Origin of the sequence: Chitinophaga pollutisoli, from assembly GCF_038396755.1 — a bacterium.
In the GTDB taxonomy this organism is placed as follows: Bacteria; Bacteroidota; Bacteroidia; order Chitinophagales; family Chitinophagaceae; genus Chitinophaga; species Chitinophaga pollutisoli.
In genome coordinates this window covers 493,320-507,903 of sequence record NZ_CP149822.1, presented here as the reverse complement: position 1 = coordinate 507,903, position 14,584 = coordinate 493,320, and the positions used below count along the sequence as shown (strand labels likewise).

Annotated in this window: 13 protein-coding genes; all 13 read left to right on the top strand. The window is 52.5% G+C overall.

Annotated features, from left to right (window positions below):
- Positions 1–531 precede the first annotated feature (531 nt).
- The 13 genes from WJU16_RS02100 (at position 532) to WJU16_RS02040 (ending at position 14,351) form a co-directional block, all read left to right on the top strand.
- A complete protein-coding gene (locus WJU16_RS02100; protein WP_298717582.1) occupies positions 532–1,086 on the top strand; it encodes a peroxiredoxin in 555 nt (184 codons plus the stop codon).
- 76 nt (positions 1,087–1,162) lie between these two features.
- The gene (locus tag WJU16_RS02095) at positions 1,163–1,750 is read left to right on the top strand and encodes a carboxymuconolactone decarboxylase family protein (RefSeq protein WP_341836671.1); all 588 of its coding nucleotides are present in this window, start codon (positions 1,163–1,165) and stop codon (positions 1,748–1,750) included.
- A gap of 115 nt (positions 1,751–1,865) precedes the next feature.
- Positions 1,866–2,105 carry a 50S ribosomal protein L28 gene (gene rpmB, locus WJU16_RS02090; RefSeq protein WP_126249338.1) on the top strand — a complete coding sequence of 80 codons (240 nt, stop codon included), beginning with the start codon at positions 1,866–1,868 and terminating at the stop codon, positions 2,103–2,105.
- A gap of 36 nt (positions 2,106–2,141) precedes the next feature.
- Positions 2,142–2,324, top strand: a complete 183-nt coding sequence (gene rpmG / locus WJU16_RS02085; RefSeq protein WP_149837928.1) for a 50S ribosomal protein L33 — start codon at positions 2,142–2,144, stop codon at positions 2,322–2,324.
- Between the two features lie 97 nt (positions 2,325–2,421).
- Complete coding sequence (locus tag WJU16_RS02080) at positions 2,422–2,595, top strand: DUF4295 family protein (RefSeq protein ID WP_298717560.1); 174 nt, start codon at positions 2,422–2,424, stop codon at positions 2,593–2,595.
- Positions 2,596–2,706: 111 nt separating this feature from the next.
- Positions 2,707–3,669, top strand: coding sequence for a signal recognition particle-docking protein FtsY (ftsY, locus tag WJU16_RS02075; protein ID WP_341836670.1), 963 nt, complete (start codon positions 2,707–2,709; stop codon positions 3,667–3,669).
- A gap of 386 nt (positions 3,670–4,055) precedes the next feature.
- The gene (locus tag WJU16_RS02070) at positions 4,056–4,901 is read left to right on the top strand and encodes a cupin-like domain-containing protein (RefSeq protein WP_341838639.1); all 846 of its coding nucleotides are present in this window, start codon (positions 4,056–4,058) and stop codon (positions 4,899–4,901) included.
- 169 nt (positions 4,902–5,070) lie between these two features.
- Positions 5,071–6,378: a 30S ribosomal protein S12 methylthiotransferase RimO gene (rimO, locus tag WJU16_RS02065; protein WP_341836669.1), complete on the top strand. Its 1,308-nt coding sequence runs from the start codon at positions 5,071–5,073 to the stop codon at positions 6,376–6,378.
- Between the two features lie 75 nt (positions 6,379–6,453).
- Positions 6,454–8,220, top strand: coding sequence for a DEAD/DEAH box helicase (locus WJU16_RS02060; protein ID WP_341836668.1), 1,767 nt, complete (start codon positions 6,454–6,456; stop codon positions 8,218–8,220).
- An 87-nt stretch (positions 8,221–8,307) separates the two neighbouring features.
- Positions 8,308–10,296: a 1,4-alpha-glucan branching protein GlgB gene (gene glgB, locus WJU16_RS02055; protein WP_341836667.1), complete on the top strand. Its 1,989-nt coding sequence runs from the start codon at positions 8,308–8,310 to the stop codon at positions 10,294–10,296.
- A 274-nt stretch (positions 10,297–10,570) separates the two neighbouring features.
- Complete coding sequence (locus WJU16_RS02050; protein ID WP_341836666.1) at positions 10,571–11,494, top strand: DUF4382 domain-containing protein; 924 nt, start codon at positions 10,571–10,573, stop codon at positions 11,492–11,494.
- A gap of 127 nt (positions 11,495–11,621) precedes the next feature.
- Positions 11,622–12,200, top strand: coding sequence for a hypothetical protein (locus WJU16_RS02045; protein WP_341836665.1), 579 nt, complete (start codon positions 11,622–11,624; stop codon positions 12,198–12,200).
- 228 nt (positions 12,201–12,428) lie between these two features.
- Positions 12,429–14,351 (top strand): ATP-binding protein, encoded by a 1,923-nt coding sequence (locus WJU16_RS02040; protein ID WP_341836664.1) that lies wholly within the window; start codon positions 12,429–12,431, stop codon positions 14,349–14,351.
- Positions 14,352–14,584: the final 233 nt, after the last annotated feature.

Genomic DNA, 14,584 nt, shown 5'->3' with positions numbered 1-14,584 from the left:
TTTGGCCCTGAGGGTTGTTCAGGGCGGGAGTTGATCACGGTACAATGGAGCCCGCTGCAGTCATGTAGGTGCCTGGGGATGGGGGCATCGGTCCAAGGGGTGTCATGACTTGCCGAAACTAGATGAATAAATCCTGTGTAGCATCAAATTCATCCTGTTTGTTGATGGCGTTTTTGATAAACGGAATCAAAGCAAGGCCAATCGTTACAATCGCGAGTAAAATGTTTCTGAGTTTCATATCCAATCAATTTTTACCTGTCTACTTATAACTAAAATACGTGCCAAAAGGTTAAATGGTTCCGCAGTGGAAAAATCCGTTTCGCGTAGGTAAAATGCGCCATTTCCGGGGAGTCCTTACTGGGCGCGGATTTAACCTTATGTTCATCTATTGGAAAACAAAACGATATAGATACAAACAATATCTAAGTACGATAAATCTATTTGATTTATCCCTTTTTGCATAGGAACTTTGCGGCGGCAATCACCCGATAGCTCAGCTTGAAAATCAATAAACAGAATATAGTACTTATTATGAAAAATGCAGTTTTATCAGTAGGGGCCCAATTCCCTGAGTTCGCAAAGAAGGCAGTAGTTTCCATCGAGAAAGGCAAGGAGTTCTATGACATCTCTTCCGAAGAGATCAAAGCTTCCGGAAAATGGATGGTGATGTTTTGGTGGCCGAAAGATTTCACTTTCGTATGCCCCACCGAAATCGCCGAGTTCAACAGCCACTACCAGGATTTCGCCGACCGCGACGCCATCCTGATCGGCGCTTCCACCGACTCTGAATTCGTTCACCTCGCCTGGAGAAACAACCACGACGACCTCCGTGGCCTGAAATTCCCCATGCTGGCCGATACTTCCAAATCCCTGGCCGACGAGCTGGGCATTCTGGAAGCCAACGAGAAGATCGCTTACCGCGCCACTTTCGTGGTAGACCCCCAGGGTATCGTACGCTGGACTTCCGTGTACGACCTCTCCGTAGGCCGCAATGTGAAGGAAGTGCTCCGCGTACTGGACGCACTGCAGACCGACGAGCTGTGCCCCTGCAACTGGCAGAAAGGCGAGGCTACCCTCACCGCGTAATGTCGTGACTTTATTTCGTGGCCGGGCGGCAGGCGCTTGCCCGGCCATTTTTCTACCATTTCAAAGCATACAATCGATGTTTGGAACCAATACAAGCGATACCGCACAGCAGATTATGCAAACGGTAGGCCTGGGCGCCGCCGAAATGCCCGCCAAGCTGGCCGCCCTCTCCGCCGTGGACGCGCGCTACCTGAAAGACCTGAAAATCAACGTGACCAACGCCCTGGAAGCTTCCACCCTCGAAAAGAAGGAAGCGTACCTGATTGGCCTGAGCGTGGCCGTGAACGAAAAATTGACCGCATTGCAGGGCGGGTTCGAGCAACTGGCGCTGGCGGCCGGGGCTACGGATAAGGAAGTGGCCGACGTGATCAGCTGCACTTCCCTCATGAACGCCAATAATGTGTATTACCGTTTCCGCCACTTCGTGGAGAAGGAATTTTATACGACCGCTCCCGCCGGTATCCGCATGAGCATTATGGCCAATCCGGTGATCGGGAAGGAGTTTTTCGAGCTGTTGAGCCTGGTGGTGAGTGCGCTGAACGGCTGCCAGATGTGCGTGACGAGTCACGAGGAGGCCCTGCTGAAGCACGGCACTTCCCAACAGCGGATCCTGGATTCCGTGAGGCTGGGCGCGGTTATCAAGAGCCTGGGCGTCCTGATCTGATGCTGCTATTGTCCACTTTTTTAGACAGTTAATTTCGGGTGTGAATAAAATCGCCACCTTTAATTTGATATTTACATAAATAAATGCGACTTTTGCAGTCCAAAATTTTTAGAACATGGCTAGAGTATGTCAGGTGACTGGGAAAAAACCTATTACAGGTCATCACGTATCTTTCTCGAACATTAAGACAAAGAGAAGGTTTCTGCCCAATCTGCAAACCAAGCGTTTCTTTTTGGCGGAAGAAGACCGTTGGATTACACTGAAGGTGTCTGCAGACGGTCTGAGAACCATTAACAAGCGTGGTCTCTACACTGTAGTGAAAGAAATGCGCGCTGCAGGTAGAAAAGACGTTTAGTTTTAATTCATTCGGTATCAACTTAACCAGCATAAAATGGCAAAGAAAGGTAACAGGGTGCAGGTAATCCTCGAGTGCACGGAGCATAAGACCTCCGGTCAGCCCGGGACTTCCCGCTACATCACCAACAAGAACAAGAAAAACACTCCGGAGCGCCTGGAGCTGAAGAAGTACAATCCCATCCTCCGGAAGGTGACTGTGCACAAAGAAATCAAATAAGGTCAACTTAATTGCCTGGCTGTTAATCGTATACGTCTATTCGATTAGCGCTTGACGATTGACAACCTTTACAATTAACGTTTAACATTTATACAAGATGGCAAAACAAGCTTCTAAGAACTCGAAAGTAAAAGACGCTAAAGCTGCAGCAGAATCGAAAGTGTGGACCAAAGTGATCAAAGCTGAACGCTCTCCGAAATCCGGTGCGTACACCTTTAAGGAGCAGATCATCCACAAGGATACTGTGCAGGAGTACTTCAACAAAAAGTAATCCGGCTTTACACATCATACTACACGGGAGCTGTTCGTACTTGACGGACGGCTTTTTGTGTTTATAATACTTATCTTCGCTCCAGTTTTTTAACCACTAGCCATCACCATTATGGGATTTTTCAATAAGCTCTTTTCCCGCGAAAAGAAGGAAAGCCTCGACCAGGGCTTGCAGAAGACGAAAGAGAGCTTCTTTTCCAAAATAGGCCGCGCCATCGCCGGCAAATCCACCGTAGACGCAGAAGTACTCGACAATCTCGAAGAAGCCCTCGTTTCCGCTGACGTCGGGGTTGATACCACCGTCCGCATCATTGAGAGGATTGAAGCGCGTGTGTCGAAGGACAAATACATGGGAACCAGTGAGTTGAACAAGATGCTGCAAGAGGAAATTGCAGCCATTCTCGTGGACGCGCCCGATAGCGGTTTCCGGGATTTCTCCACCCCAGAAAACAAAAAGCCCTATGTAATCATGGTGGTAGGCGTGAACGGCGTGGGTAAAACCACCACTATCGGTAAACTCGCCTATAATTATAATAAAGCCGGCAAATCGGTCCTCCTGGGCGCCGCAGATACCTTCCGCGCCGCCGCGGTTGACCAGCTTACCATCTGGAGCGAACGCGTTGGCGTGCCAATCGTAAAGCAGCAAATGGGTTCCGACCCCGCCGCTGTGGCATTTGATACTGTCCAAAGCGGCGTTTCCCGCGGGTCCGACGTGATCATCATCGATACCGCCGGCCGTCTCCATAACAAGCTCCACCTCATGGACGAGCTCTCCAAAATCAAACGCGTGATGAACAAGGTGATCCCCGACGCCCCGCATGAAGTGCTGCTCGTCCTCGACGGCTCCACCGGTCAGAACGCGCTGGAACAGGCGAAACAGTTCACCGCCGCTACGGAAGTCACTTCCCTAGCTATCACCAAGCTCGACGGTACCGCCAAGGGCGGTGTGGTGCTCGCCATCGCCAACCAGTTCAAAATCCCCGTGAAATACATCGGCATCGGTGAAAAAATGGAGGATCTGCAGGTATTTGATAAAGAAGAATTCGTGGATTCGCTGTTTAGTTTAAATAGCTGATTATCGTTTAGTTATTATGAATGCCGGAAGTTTTACTTCCGGCATTTTTGTATCTGTGCCGGCCATATGTCGAATACTTATACATTTTAGCGCAGGCCAGTAATTATCCGTAAAAGAATCTCTTATTCGCCAGAGCCATGGTAACGGTAACTTTTCCAGTCATTCCCCAAACCACAGCCCTTCAAGTCTATTCAGGGAGCCAGTTTTAACCCGCCTCGTCCGGCACTTGGCCGGCGCTTTCATTGCCGTTTCGTCCAATTTTCCGCCAAACCCTCCGCCGTGCGCTCCGAACGCAGCAATTCCTTAAATTTGGGAGAGTCATTTGTTTTCACCCATAAAAACAATTCGCGTTTATGATAGTACAATCCATAGATTGAGTTGACCATATCACACCGGAAGCATTCAGGAAAGATTATTACGAGCCCCGCATACCCTTGATCATCACTGGATTGTCCAAACAGTGGCCGGCTTATGAAAAATGGACCTGGGATTATTTCAAATCCATCGTCGGCGACAGGACGGTAGGCGTCTACAACAACGAAAGGGCAGGGGCCAAAACCCTTGTTAATGGTGCCGACGAATATATCACATTCGGCGAATACCTGGATATGGTGGCCAGCGGGCCCGTGCAGCTCCGCATCTTCCTGTTCAATATTTTCCAGCATGCCCCGCAGCTCACGGGCGATTTCAACTGGCCTGATTTCCTGGCAAAGGGTTTTCTGAAGAAATACCCCATGCTCTTCGTCGGCGGCGGCGGATCAGTGGCGCACATGCACTATGACATCGATCTCAGCCATATCTTCCATACCCAGTTTGTGGGCCGCAAACGCGTGCTGCTCCTGGAGAACAGCCAATCGGAGCTCATCTATCGCATGCCCATGACAGTGGAAAGCGCGGCGAATTTCGTGGGCTGGGCCGACCGGCTGGACGAAAACCGTTTTCCCGCCCTGAAATTTGCCAAAGCCTATACTACGGTGCTGGAGCACGGTGATACGATGTTTATGCCCGGCGGCTACTGGCACCACATGGAATACCTGGAAGGTGGTTTCGCCATGAGCCTGCGCGCCCTCGACCAGTCGATCTCCGGCAAGCTCAACGGGCTTTACCATATCGCAGGTTTGCGCAGTATGAACAATCTGCTCATCAAGATGGCGCCGGAGTGGTGGTACCATTACAAACGCAAGGTGGCCAACCAAAGAGCCGAGAAAGCCATGCGCCGTTTACATGCCTGAGCGGAAAATGCAGTAATTCAAATAATTTGTTTACCTTTGCGTCTTCTCAATAGCTCCACTTAGGCTCATAGTCACTTCAAACAGCTTGCCTGCTGTAACATTAGAGCGTGTCTGCGTGTCTTCGTGGCAATTCCGGTAACGAAACCGGGAGAAATTAAAAAATTGCTTTTTGAAGACGAGAACTTTAAAGAAAGACAAGGTTAATATTATTACGCTGGGTTGCTCCAAAAACATGGTGGATTCGGAGGTATTAAGCGGTCAGCTGAAAGCCAACGACATCGACGTGGTGCACGAAAATGCCAAACGCGATCATAACATCGTGATTGTCAACACCTGCGGATTTATTGACAAAGCAAAAGAAGAATCCATCAACACCATCCTCGACCAGGTTGACCTGAAGGAAAACGGAAAGCTGGACAAGGTCTATGTGACCGGATGCCTCAGCGAGCGTTACCGCGGCGACCTGGAGAAGGAGATTCCGGGCGTGGATGCCTGGTTTGGAACGATGGAGCTCACTTCCATCCTGAAGAAATTCGATGCCGATTACAAGGCCGAGCTGATCGGGGAGCGTTTGTTAAGCACGCCTTCTCATTATGCTTACCTGAAGATTTCGGAAGGATGCAACCGCACCTGTTCCTTTTGCGCCATCCCGCTTATGCGCGGCCAGCACGTTTCCAAGCCCATCGAACAGGTGGTGGCGGAAGCGGAGCGCCTCGTGAAGATCGGCGTGAAAGAAATCATGCTCATCGCACAGGAGCTGACTTATTACGGCCTGGATCTGTACAAACAGCGCCGCCTGGCCGATCTGCTGCATGCCCTCGCAGACGTAAAAGGGCTGGAGTGGATCCGCCTGCACTATGCGTACCCCACCAAGTTCCCCATGGAAATCCTGGATGTGATGCGCGAACGCGATAACATCTGCAACTACCTCGACATCCCGCTGCAGCATATCGCCGACCCGATGCTCAAAGCCATGAAGCGCCAGATCACCCGCAAGGAGATCGTGGACCTCATCGCCGGCATCCGTGAAAAAGTGCCCGGCATCGCCCTGCGTACCACGCTCATCACCGGCTTCCCCGGCGAAACCCTGGAAGACGTGGAAGACGTGAAACGGTTCCTCGAAGAAGTCCGCTTCGACCGCGTAGGCGTATTCACCTACAGCCACGAGGAAAATACTTCCGCTTACGAGCTGGAAGACAATATCCCGGCTGAAGAAAAAGAACGCCGCGCGCAGGACATCATGGAAACGCAGCAGGAAATCTCCCTGGAGAAAAACCAGGAGATGGTTGGCAAAGTCTTTAAAGTAATAGTAGATAAAAAAGAATCCGGCCGTTACCTGGGCCGGACGGAGTTCGATTCGGTAGAGGTGGATAATGAGGTGATCATTAACACGGACAGGAAGTTGAAACCCGGAGAATTCGTACAGGTTAAAATTACCAGGGCGTTCGACTACGACCTGGAAGGAGAGCTGGTTTAAAACTTTTTGCGCCGGCATCATTGATCACCCGGTCCGGTTTTTAAAACAACCCCGGGCCACACCGAAAAAAATTACATGACTACATTCGAATCATTAGGCTTACAGGAAAATCTGCTGAAAGCCGTTACCGACCTTGGCTTCGTTTCCCCGACCCCCATCCAGGAGAAAGCCATCCCGGTACTGCTTGGCGGCGACCGCGACTTCGTGGGCCTCGCGCAGACCGGTACCGGCAAGACCGCCGCTTTCGGCCTGCCCCTGCTGCACCAGCTGGATACCAAAGTGCGTAACGTGCAGGGCCTGATCCTCTGCCCCACGCGCGAACTGTGCCTGCAGATCACCAACGACCTCAAGAACTTTTCCAAATACCTCGGCGACGTGAACATCGTTGCCGTTTATGGTGGCACCTCGATCGGCATGCAGCTCCGCGATCTTAAACGCGGCGCCCATATCGTGGTTGCCACCCCGGGCCGCCTCCTCGATATTATCGAGCGCGGCGCCATCAACTTCGACAACGTACGCTACGCCGTACTCGACGAAGCGGACGAAATGCTGAACATGGGCTTCCAGGAAGATATCAACAGCATTCTCTCCAACACGCCCGAAGAAAAAACCACCTGGCTGTTCTCCGCTACCATGCCCACCGAAGTGCGCCGTATCGCGCAGAAGTACATGGAGGATCCGTTTGAACTGACCGTAGGCGGAAAGAACACCGGCAATGCCAACATCGAGCACGAATACTACGTGGTGCGCCCCCGCGACAAATACGCCGCGCTGAAACGCATCGTGGATTACAACCCCGATATCTTTGGCATCATCTTCACCCGTACCAAGATCGAATCGCAGGAAATCGCGGAATCACTCATCAAGGACGGCTACAACGCCGACGCGCTGCATGGTGACCTCACCCAGCAGCAACGCGATAAGGTGATGAAACGCTTCCGTGAGAAGAACCTCCAGGTACTGGTAGCTACCGACGTAGCCGCGCGCGGCATCGATGTGGATAACGTTACGCACGTTATCAACTACGAACTGCCCGACGACGTGGAGAACTACACCCACCGCTCCGGCCGTACCGCCCGCGCAGGCCGTTCCGGTGTATCCATTGCCATCGTCAGCGGCCGTGACATCGGAAAAATCCGCCAGATCGAGCGCGTAATCGGCAAGAAGTTCGAAAAGGCTGAAGTGCCCGACGGATTCGCCGTTTGCGAGAAACAACTCTTCGCCCTCGTTCACCGCGTGCATAACGTAACCGTGAACGAAGAACAGATCGATCCCTATCTGACCCGCATCTATGAAGAATTTGCGGACCTCAGCAAGGAAGATATCATCCGCCGTTTCGCTTCCCTCGAATTCAATGAATTCCTCGAATATTACCAGGACGCGCCGGATCTGAACGTGAAGGAAGGCCCCCGTGGCAGCGACGAGCACTCCATGACCCGCCGCAATTCCGGCAAGTTTACCCGCCTGTTCATCAACCTCGGTTCGGTAGACAACTTCACCCGCGGTGATATGCTCCGCTTTATTTGTGACAACGCTGGCATCCGCGGCAACAAAATTGGCCGTATCGACCTTAAAGGCGTGTATTCCTTCTTCGAAGTGGAGAACGATGCGGCGCCCCAGGTACAGTCCGGTTTCAAGCAGGTGGAACACAACGGCCGTTCCGTTAGGATCGAAACTTCACAGGATGGCGACAAGCGCAAGCCCGGTGGTGGCGGTGGTTACCGCAGCTATGGCGATCGTCCGAAGAAAACCTGGAGCGGTAGTGAAGACGGTGGTTTCCGTCCGCGCCGCGAGTATTCCAAAAGCGGTTCCGGCGGCGGTTTCCGCCCCAAACGTGGATAATCCTTTTTCTTATCAAGAAATATTATACCCGCAAGCGTCAGTTTGCGGGTATTTTTTACCTTGTACGAAAGCACCCAACGCCCAGTTATGACGACCCAACACCCGAGCAAACAGCTCCCCGCAGACGAGGAACCCTTCAGGAAACTGCAGCCCGTAGAGCCTTTCTCCCTGTTTTCGGCCAGGGATATTGAGCTGTTCCAGGCCGGGCAGCACGACCGGCTGTACGAAAAGTTCGGCTCCCATGGACTGACTTACGAGGGGAAACACGGCACTTATTTCGCCGTGTGGGCGCCCAATGCAGCTTTCGTATCGGTGATCGGGGACTTCAACGGGTGGAATATTTACAGTCATACCCTATTCCCGCGGTGGGACAAATCAGGCATCTGGGAAGGGTTTATACCCGGGGTGAAGGAGCAGCAGCTGTACAAATACTTCATCCGGTCCAATTCCGGGGAGGAGCTGCGCAAAGGCGACCCTTTCGCCAACAGTTGGGAGCTGCGGCCCCAAACGGCATCCATCACCTCGAAACTGGAATATAAATGGAAAGACGCGGCATGGATGAAGAAAAGAGGAGAGAAGAACAGCCTGAAAAGCCCGATTTCCGTGTACGAAGTACATCTCGGCTCCTGGCGCCGGCCCGATCCGGACGACCATGAGCGTTTTTATACGTATCGCGACATGGCCGCCATGCTGGTGCCGTACGTGAAGGAAATGGGCTTTACGCATGTTGAGTTTATGCCGGTGGCCGAGCATCCGTTCGACGGGTCGTGGGGGTACCAGCTGACGGGCTTCTTCGCGCCTACGAGCCGCTATGGCACGCCGCAGGAGTTTGCCGCGCTGGTGGACGCTTTCCATCATGCCGGCATCGCGGTAATCCTCGATTGGGTGCCTTCGCATTTTCCATATGATGATCATGGGCTATACCGCTTCGACGGGAGCCATTGCTATGAGTATGCGGATATGCGGAAAGGGTTTCATCCCGACTGGAACAGTTATGTTTTCAATTATGGACGGAACGAAGTGCGCTCGTTTTTGTTGAGCAACGCCCTGTTCTGGCTCGACCGGTTTCATATCGACGGGCTCCGCGTGGATGCGGTTGCATCGATGATCCACCTGGATTATTCGCGGAAGCCGGGGTCCTGGGAGCCCAACGTCCATGGCGGCGCCGAGAACCTGGAAGCAATCTCTTTCCTGAAGGAAATGAACGCCCGCATTTATGAACGTTTTCCGGATGTGCAGACCATCGCGGAGGAATCAACCAGCTTTTACGGCGTGAGCCGGCCGGTGTTCCTCGGCGGGCTGGGATTTGGGATGAAGTGGATGATGGGATGGATGAACGACACGCTCGATTATTTCAAAAAAGACCCGTTGTACCGCAAGTGGTATCATAACCAGATCACTTTCAGCATGATGTACGCTTTCAGCGAGAATTTCATGCTGCCCCTGAGCCACGACGAAGTAGTGCACGGGAAGAGCCCCATGATCTATAAAATGCCAGGCGACGACTGGCAGAAATTCGCCAACCTGCGGCTGTTGTACAGTTACATGTTCACGCACCCAGGAACGAAGCTCCTTTTCATGGGAGATGAATTCGGGGATACGAAGGAATGGAATTTCAAGTCGGAACTGGGATGGCAGCTGTTGCAGCATCCCACGCATAGCCGGCTGCGCGATTTCGTCAAAGCCCTCAACCAATTATATACTTCCGAAAAGGCGCTCTTCAGCCAGCAGTTCGACCCCGCGGGGTTTGAATGGATTCACCTGGCAGACCAGGAAAACAGCATCCTCGTGTACGCCCGTAAAGGCGCGGAAGGGGAGGTGATCCTGGTGGCGCTGAATATGACGCCGATCCCCCGGGAAGAATATCCCATCGGCATTCCATGGGGCGAACCGTTCCGGGAAATCCTCAACAGCGACGCCCCCGAATGGCATGGCAGCGGCGTGGTAAACATGGGGCTTCTCCACCCGGTACCCGGCCGGTTCGGCAGGCCGTTCGACATTATCCTGCGGCTGCCGCCCCTCGGAGCCGTGGTGCTCAGGATGGAACCCGCCAAACCGAAAAAAGGGCGCAAATAATTCCCACGAAATTGTGATGATCCCCGGCGGTTCCAGCATGGAATCTGGCCGGAGTTTTGCTGTTGATATCCCGGCAGGGGCCAGCCGGAAATACCGCGTTGCGCCATACAATAAGCCCCGCAGTCCTTACGTTTTAAATAGCGCCATTATCCGTAGTAAACGGAAGAACCATCATCTGGATTGTAAAGACGAACATACCATTATCTGTTATTGAAAATGCTTTAACCGGGTACAACATATAAAACCACATCACCTTTAAAACCAAATCTTTAGTATGAAAAACTTCCTCCGAAAAGCAGGTTGGCCCGTACTTCTCATGGGCATTCTGTCCGTCGTTATCTACGCCTGTAGCAAAAACGAATCCGCCGCGCCGGAAAAAGTGCCGGAAGGTAAGCAGAAAGTAAGCCTCATGCTCACCGATGATCCCGGGCTGTTTGATAAAGTAAACATCGATATCCGCAAAGTGGAAGTGCTGGTAGACACCTGCGCCACTACCGGCCGGGGCGGCGATGATGACGATGACGATGATGATGACTGGGACGACCGCGACCGTTGCGGCTGGTGGGAAGACTGGCGCGACCGCTGGCACGACAAGGAATGTTATACCTGGGACTCGCTGGGTATCCGTCCGGGCGTGTACGACATGCTGCAATTGCGCAACGGCGTAGATACAAGCCTGGCCAATGGTTATGTGCCCAAGGGCCGCATCCTGAGCATCCGCATTACGCTGGGGCCGGATAATTCGCTGGTGAAAGACGGCGTAACCTATCCGCTGCGTTCCGTGAATGGTCAGGTAAAGATCGTTGTGCGCGTAAGGCATAACGAGTGGGACGAAATTTCTCCCGACAACCTGCAATTGTATCTTGATTTCGATGTACAACGCTCCATCATCAAGGTAAGAGACGGCAAATTTATCCTCAAACCCTTTATCCACGTGTGGACGGTGAAGCAAACCGGTTCCGTATCCGGTAAATTGCTGCCGACAGACGCGCAATCCATCATTACCGTACACAACGACCTCGATTCGCTGTATGCCCTTCCGGGCCGTGGCGGCGAATGGAAAGTGAGAGGGCTGAAGCCCGGCACTTACGACATCTTCGTGAACGCGGGCAACGGGTATAAAGACACGACATTGACAGGCATAAAAGTCGAGCGGGCGAAGGATACGCGCGTGCCAACGATTACGCTGACCAAATAATTCCGATCAACGCGCAACCTGCGTTTCCTGTAAAGGCCGTTCCGGATCACGGGGCGGCCTTTTTACTGGGAAGGGTCTATATAATTGATAAAAAATGCTAATTTGTGGTGTTGTTAAAACATGCAGTATGAAACGTACGGGAATGATGATCCTGTTGGGCTGCGGCCTATATTTTACGGCCGGTGCGCAGAGCGCGGAAAACCAGGTGGACGCGAAGCAGCGTAAGCAGGGGGTATGGCAGGAAAGGTTGCCTGCAAAGCGGGAGGATCCGGCATACATACTGGAAGGCAAATATTTGAACGGCCGGAAGGAAGGGGTTTGGAAGAAGATGACCGAAGACGGGGACCTGGTGGCAGAAGAAACGTATAAGAACGGCGCGCTGGACGGGCTGTGCAAATATTATTATCTCAATGGAAAGGTGAGCGCAGCGGGGCGGATGCTGGCCATCGACCTGGAGGGGCAGAAAGATACCGTGGTCACAATCGACGTGACGACAGGTGAGGAGAAGCTGGTGGAGGTGACGCGGAAAGGCCATAGTGTGCGCCACGGTGAGTGGCGGCTCTATGATGAAGAGGGGAATATGCTGCGGGAAACGTATGATAAGGGAGAAGTAAGCGAGTCGGTGATGCAGGAAAAACGGCGCCCTTCACAGACTCCTTTGCCTCATGAAGTGCAACCCGGGAAGAAAGGGACCCGGAAAGAATAAAAACATACCAAAATCAATCCGAAACGCCCGTTACAACGTATATTTTTATACGGAAAGGATTCCTTATATTTATTCGTCGCTTCGGCGATGAGTGCCCCGTGATAAAGATCCATTATTTCTGAATTGAACGACTGTTACAAGACTGACCGGCGACTATGAAAAACCAGGGCCGGCAGGCATGTTCCTTATTTTTGTTTGTCTCTTTGTTTGTTTCAAAAATTGTTCGTGATGATGCAAGTTTTATACCGCCTCCGATATGGGATACAGGGTATTTATCGGAAAGGTGTGGTGCAGTCGTCAGGTAAAGAAGAAGGCCGCAGGATAAAAGTGGTGAATATCGTCAGTGCGATTACCGGGATGCTGGTGATTGTATATGGCATCGCATTTTACCTGTTATTACATTCGCTGCTCATTCTTTTGCCGGCTTTGCTGGTGTTTGCCCCAGCATTTTTCGGGGTGGTGTGGCTGAACGGGAAGCGCCGGCACATGGAGGCCAGGGTGGCCATTCATGCCATTTACATCGCACTGATCCTTTATTACGGCAGTATATTGGGGAGGGTAACGGAAGTCCAGCTGCTGGCGGTGTTTCTCATGAGCGTGGCGCTCCTGATCTGGAAGCCCCAGGAAAAAGCACCCCGGATCATTTGCGCGGCCATGCCCATCCTTTGTTTGGTTATTCTCGAGTTTATTTACTATTTTCATCTTGTAACTCCGCTTCCATTAAGCGAAACGACACAGAATATCTACCGTTGGATGGTGATGCCGGTTGTGCTATACCTGAATTACCTGGCCATCCATCTTTATCAGGACAATATTATGGACCTGTTGCGGATATTGCGGAACAGGAATATGTCGCTCGCCAAAAGCCGCCGGGAAGTGGAGCGGCAACGCAAAGAACTGGAAAAATACAGCAAGGAACTGGAACAGCTCGTGTATGAGCGGACCTTAGCCCTCGTGAAAGCCAATACGGCCAAAACACAATTTATCAGCGAGCTGAGCCACGAAATCAGAACGCCGCTGAACCTGATTGTAGGCATGACGGAACTCCTCTGCGATACCCTTTCTTCCGGCGAGCCGGATGCTCCGCAACAAGCCAGGCAAATGGCGCGGAATATGCAGGCAGCAGGCCATAATATCCTGGAACTTGTAAACCACGTGTTGGAATTGTCAAAAATAGAAGCCGGAAAAACCGATGAAGTAAGACCGGAGCCCTTTTCACTCAGAGATTGGCTCAGGCACACCGTCAGCATCTACCAAAGTGTTGCCAGCAAACAATCCGTGACCCTCCATCTCGAAGTGGACAACCGGTTCCCGGAGCAGATCCTTTGCGATAAGGTCATGCTTGGCCAGATCATCAACAACATACTTTCCAACTCCATCAAATTCACGCCTTCGGGCAAGAATATACGCGTGCGCTGCTTCCATCAGCAGAAACGCCTCTTCCTCCAGATCTGTGACGAAGGCAAAGGCATCACCGCCGGCCAGCTCAACGCGATCTTCGAACCGTTTGAGCAGGGCGACAGTGAACTCTACCGCGAATTCGGCGGTAGCGGCCTGGGCCTCGCCATCGCCAAGCGCAAAGCTGAAAACATGGGCGGCTCCATCCAGGTGAGCAGCGTTCCCGGTGAAGGGACCAACTTCGTCATCACCCTGCCGCTGCTCGTCAGCGATGCCGTGAACGACCTGCCCAAGCCCGCCACGCCCCTCGCGCTGCTCCCCGCCGATACTTCGGTAGTGGTGATGGACGATAACGAGTTCGACCACCTCATCATGAAACACTTCCTCGCCCGCATCGGTATTACACGCGTTGCCTTTGCCGGCGATGGCGCCGACGGGATCGAGCTGGCCCGCAAGACCATGCCCGATGTGATCCTTATGGATCTTCACATGCCCGTGCTCAGCGGAAAGGAAACCTTCCTCGCCCTGCGGGCCGACGAGCAGCTGCGCCACATACCAGTGATCGCCGTTTCCTCCGACGCATTCAAAGAGCAGGAGGCAGCGTATATCCAGCTGGGTATGGACGGCTATCTCCGCAAACCAGTAGACGGCAAGGTGTTGCATGCCGTTTTGGAGAAGCTGCTCCGTTTCGCGCAGCAGCCTATGCCCGCCAAACTATGCGGCATCCCGCTGGATGCTCCGCGTTCCGCCTGAACAATATTGTAAACTCCCCTCAAAGTTCCGCCGAAATTGTACGACGGCTACGTAGTACTACTGATGTGACCTGTGGCCGGAATTCCTATGCAATCAGCCATGGAGGCGCTTGAACATGATAAGCGCGTGCCTGTGTAAATCTGCTAAAAGCCTTTGCTGGCTTATGTTTTGAGTTGCCGGAGCTCAGCGTTCCAAATTGACATGTTGGAATCAAAAAACTCCGTCTCAACACC

Coding starts and splice junctions, on each gene's coding strand:
- WJU16_RS02100 (WP_298717582.1), top strand. CDS start 532: ATGAAAAATGCAGTTTTATCAGTAGGGGCCCAATTCCCTGAGTTCGCA.
- WJU16_RS02095 (WP_341836671.1), top strand. CDS start 1,163: ATGTTTGGAACCAATACAAGCGATACCGCACAGCAGATTATGCAAACG.
- rpmB (WP_126249338.1), top strand. CDS start 1,866: ATGGCTAGAGTATGTCAGGTGACTGGGAAAAAACCTATTACAGGTCAT.
- rpmG (WP_149837928.1), top strand. CDS start 2,142: ATGGCAAAGAAAGGTAACAGGGTGCAGGTAATCCTCGAGTGCACGGAG.
- WJU16_RS02080 (WP_298717560.1), top strand. CDS start 2,422: ATGGCAAAACAAGCTTCTAAGAACTCGAAAGTAAAAGACGCTAAAGCT.
- ftsY (WP_341836670.1), top strand. CDS start 2,707: ATGGGATTTTTCAATAAGCTCTTTTCCCGCGAAAAGAAGGAAAGCCTC.
- WJU16_RS02060 (WP_341836668.1), top strand. CDS start 6,454: ATGACTACATTCGAATCATTAGGCTTACAGGAAAATCTGCTGAAAGCC.
- glgB (WP_341836667.1), top strand. CDS start 8,308: ATGACGACCCAACACCCGAGCAAACAGCTCCCCGCAGACGAGGAACCC.
- WJU16_RS02050 (WP_341836666.1), top strand. CDS start 10,571: ATGAAAAACTTCCTCCGAAAAGCAGGTTGGCCCGTACTTCTCATGGGC.
- WJU16_RS02045 (WP_341836665.1), top strand. CDS start 11,622: ATGAAACGTACGGGAATGATGATCCTGTTGGGCTGCGGCCTATATTTT.
- WJU16_RS02040 (WP_341836664.1), top strand. CDS start 12,429: ATGATGCAAGTTTTATACCGCCTCCGATATGGGATACAGGGTATTTAT.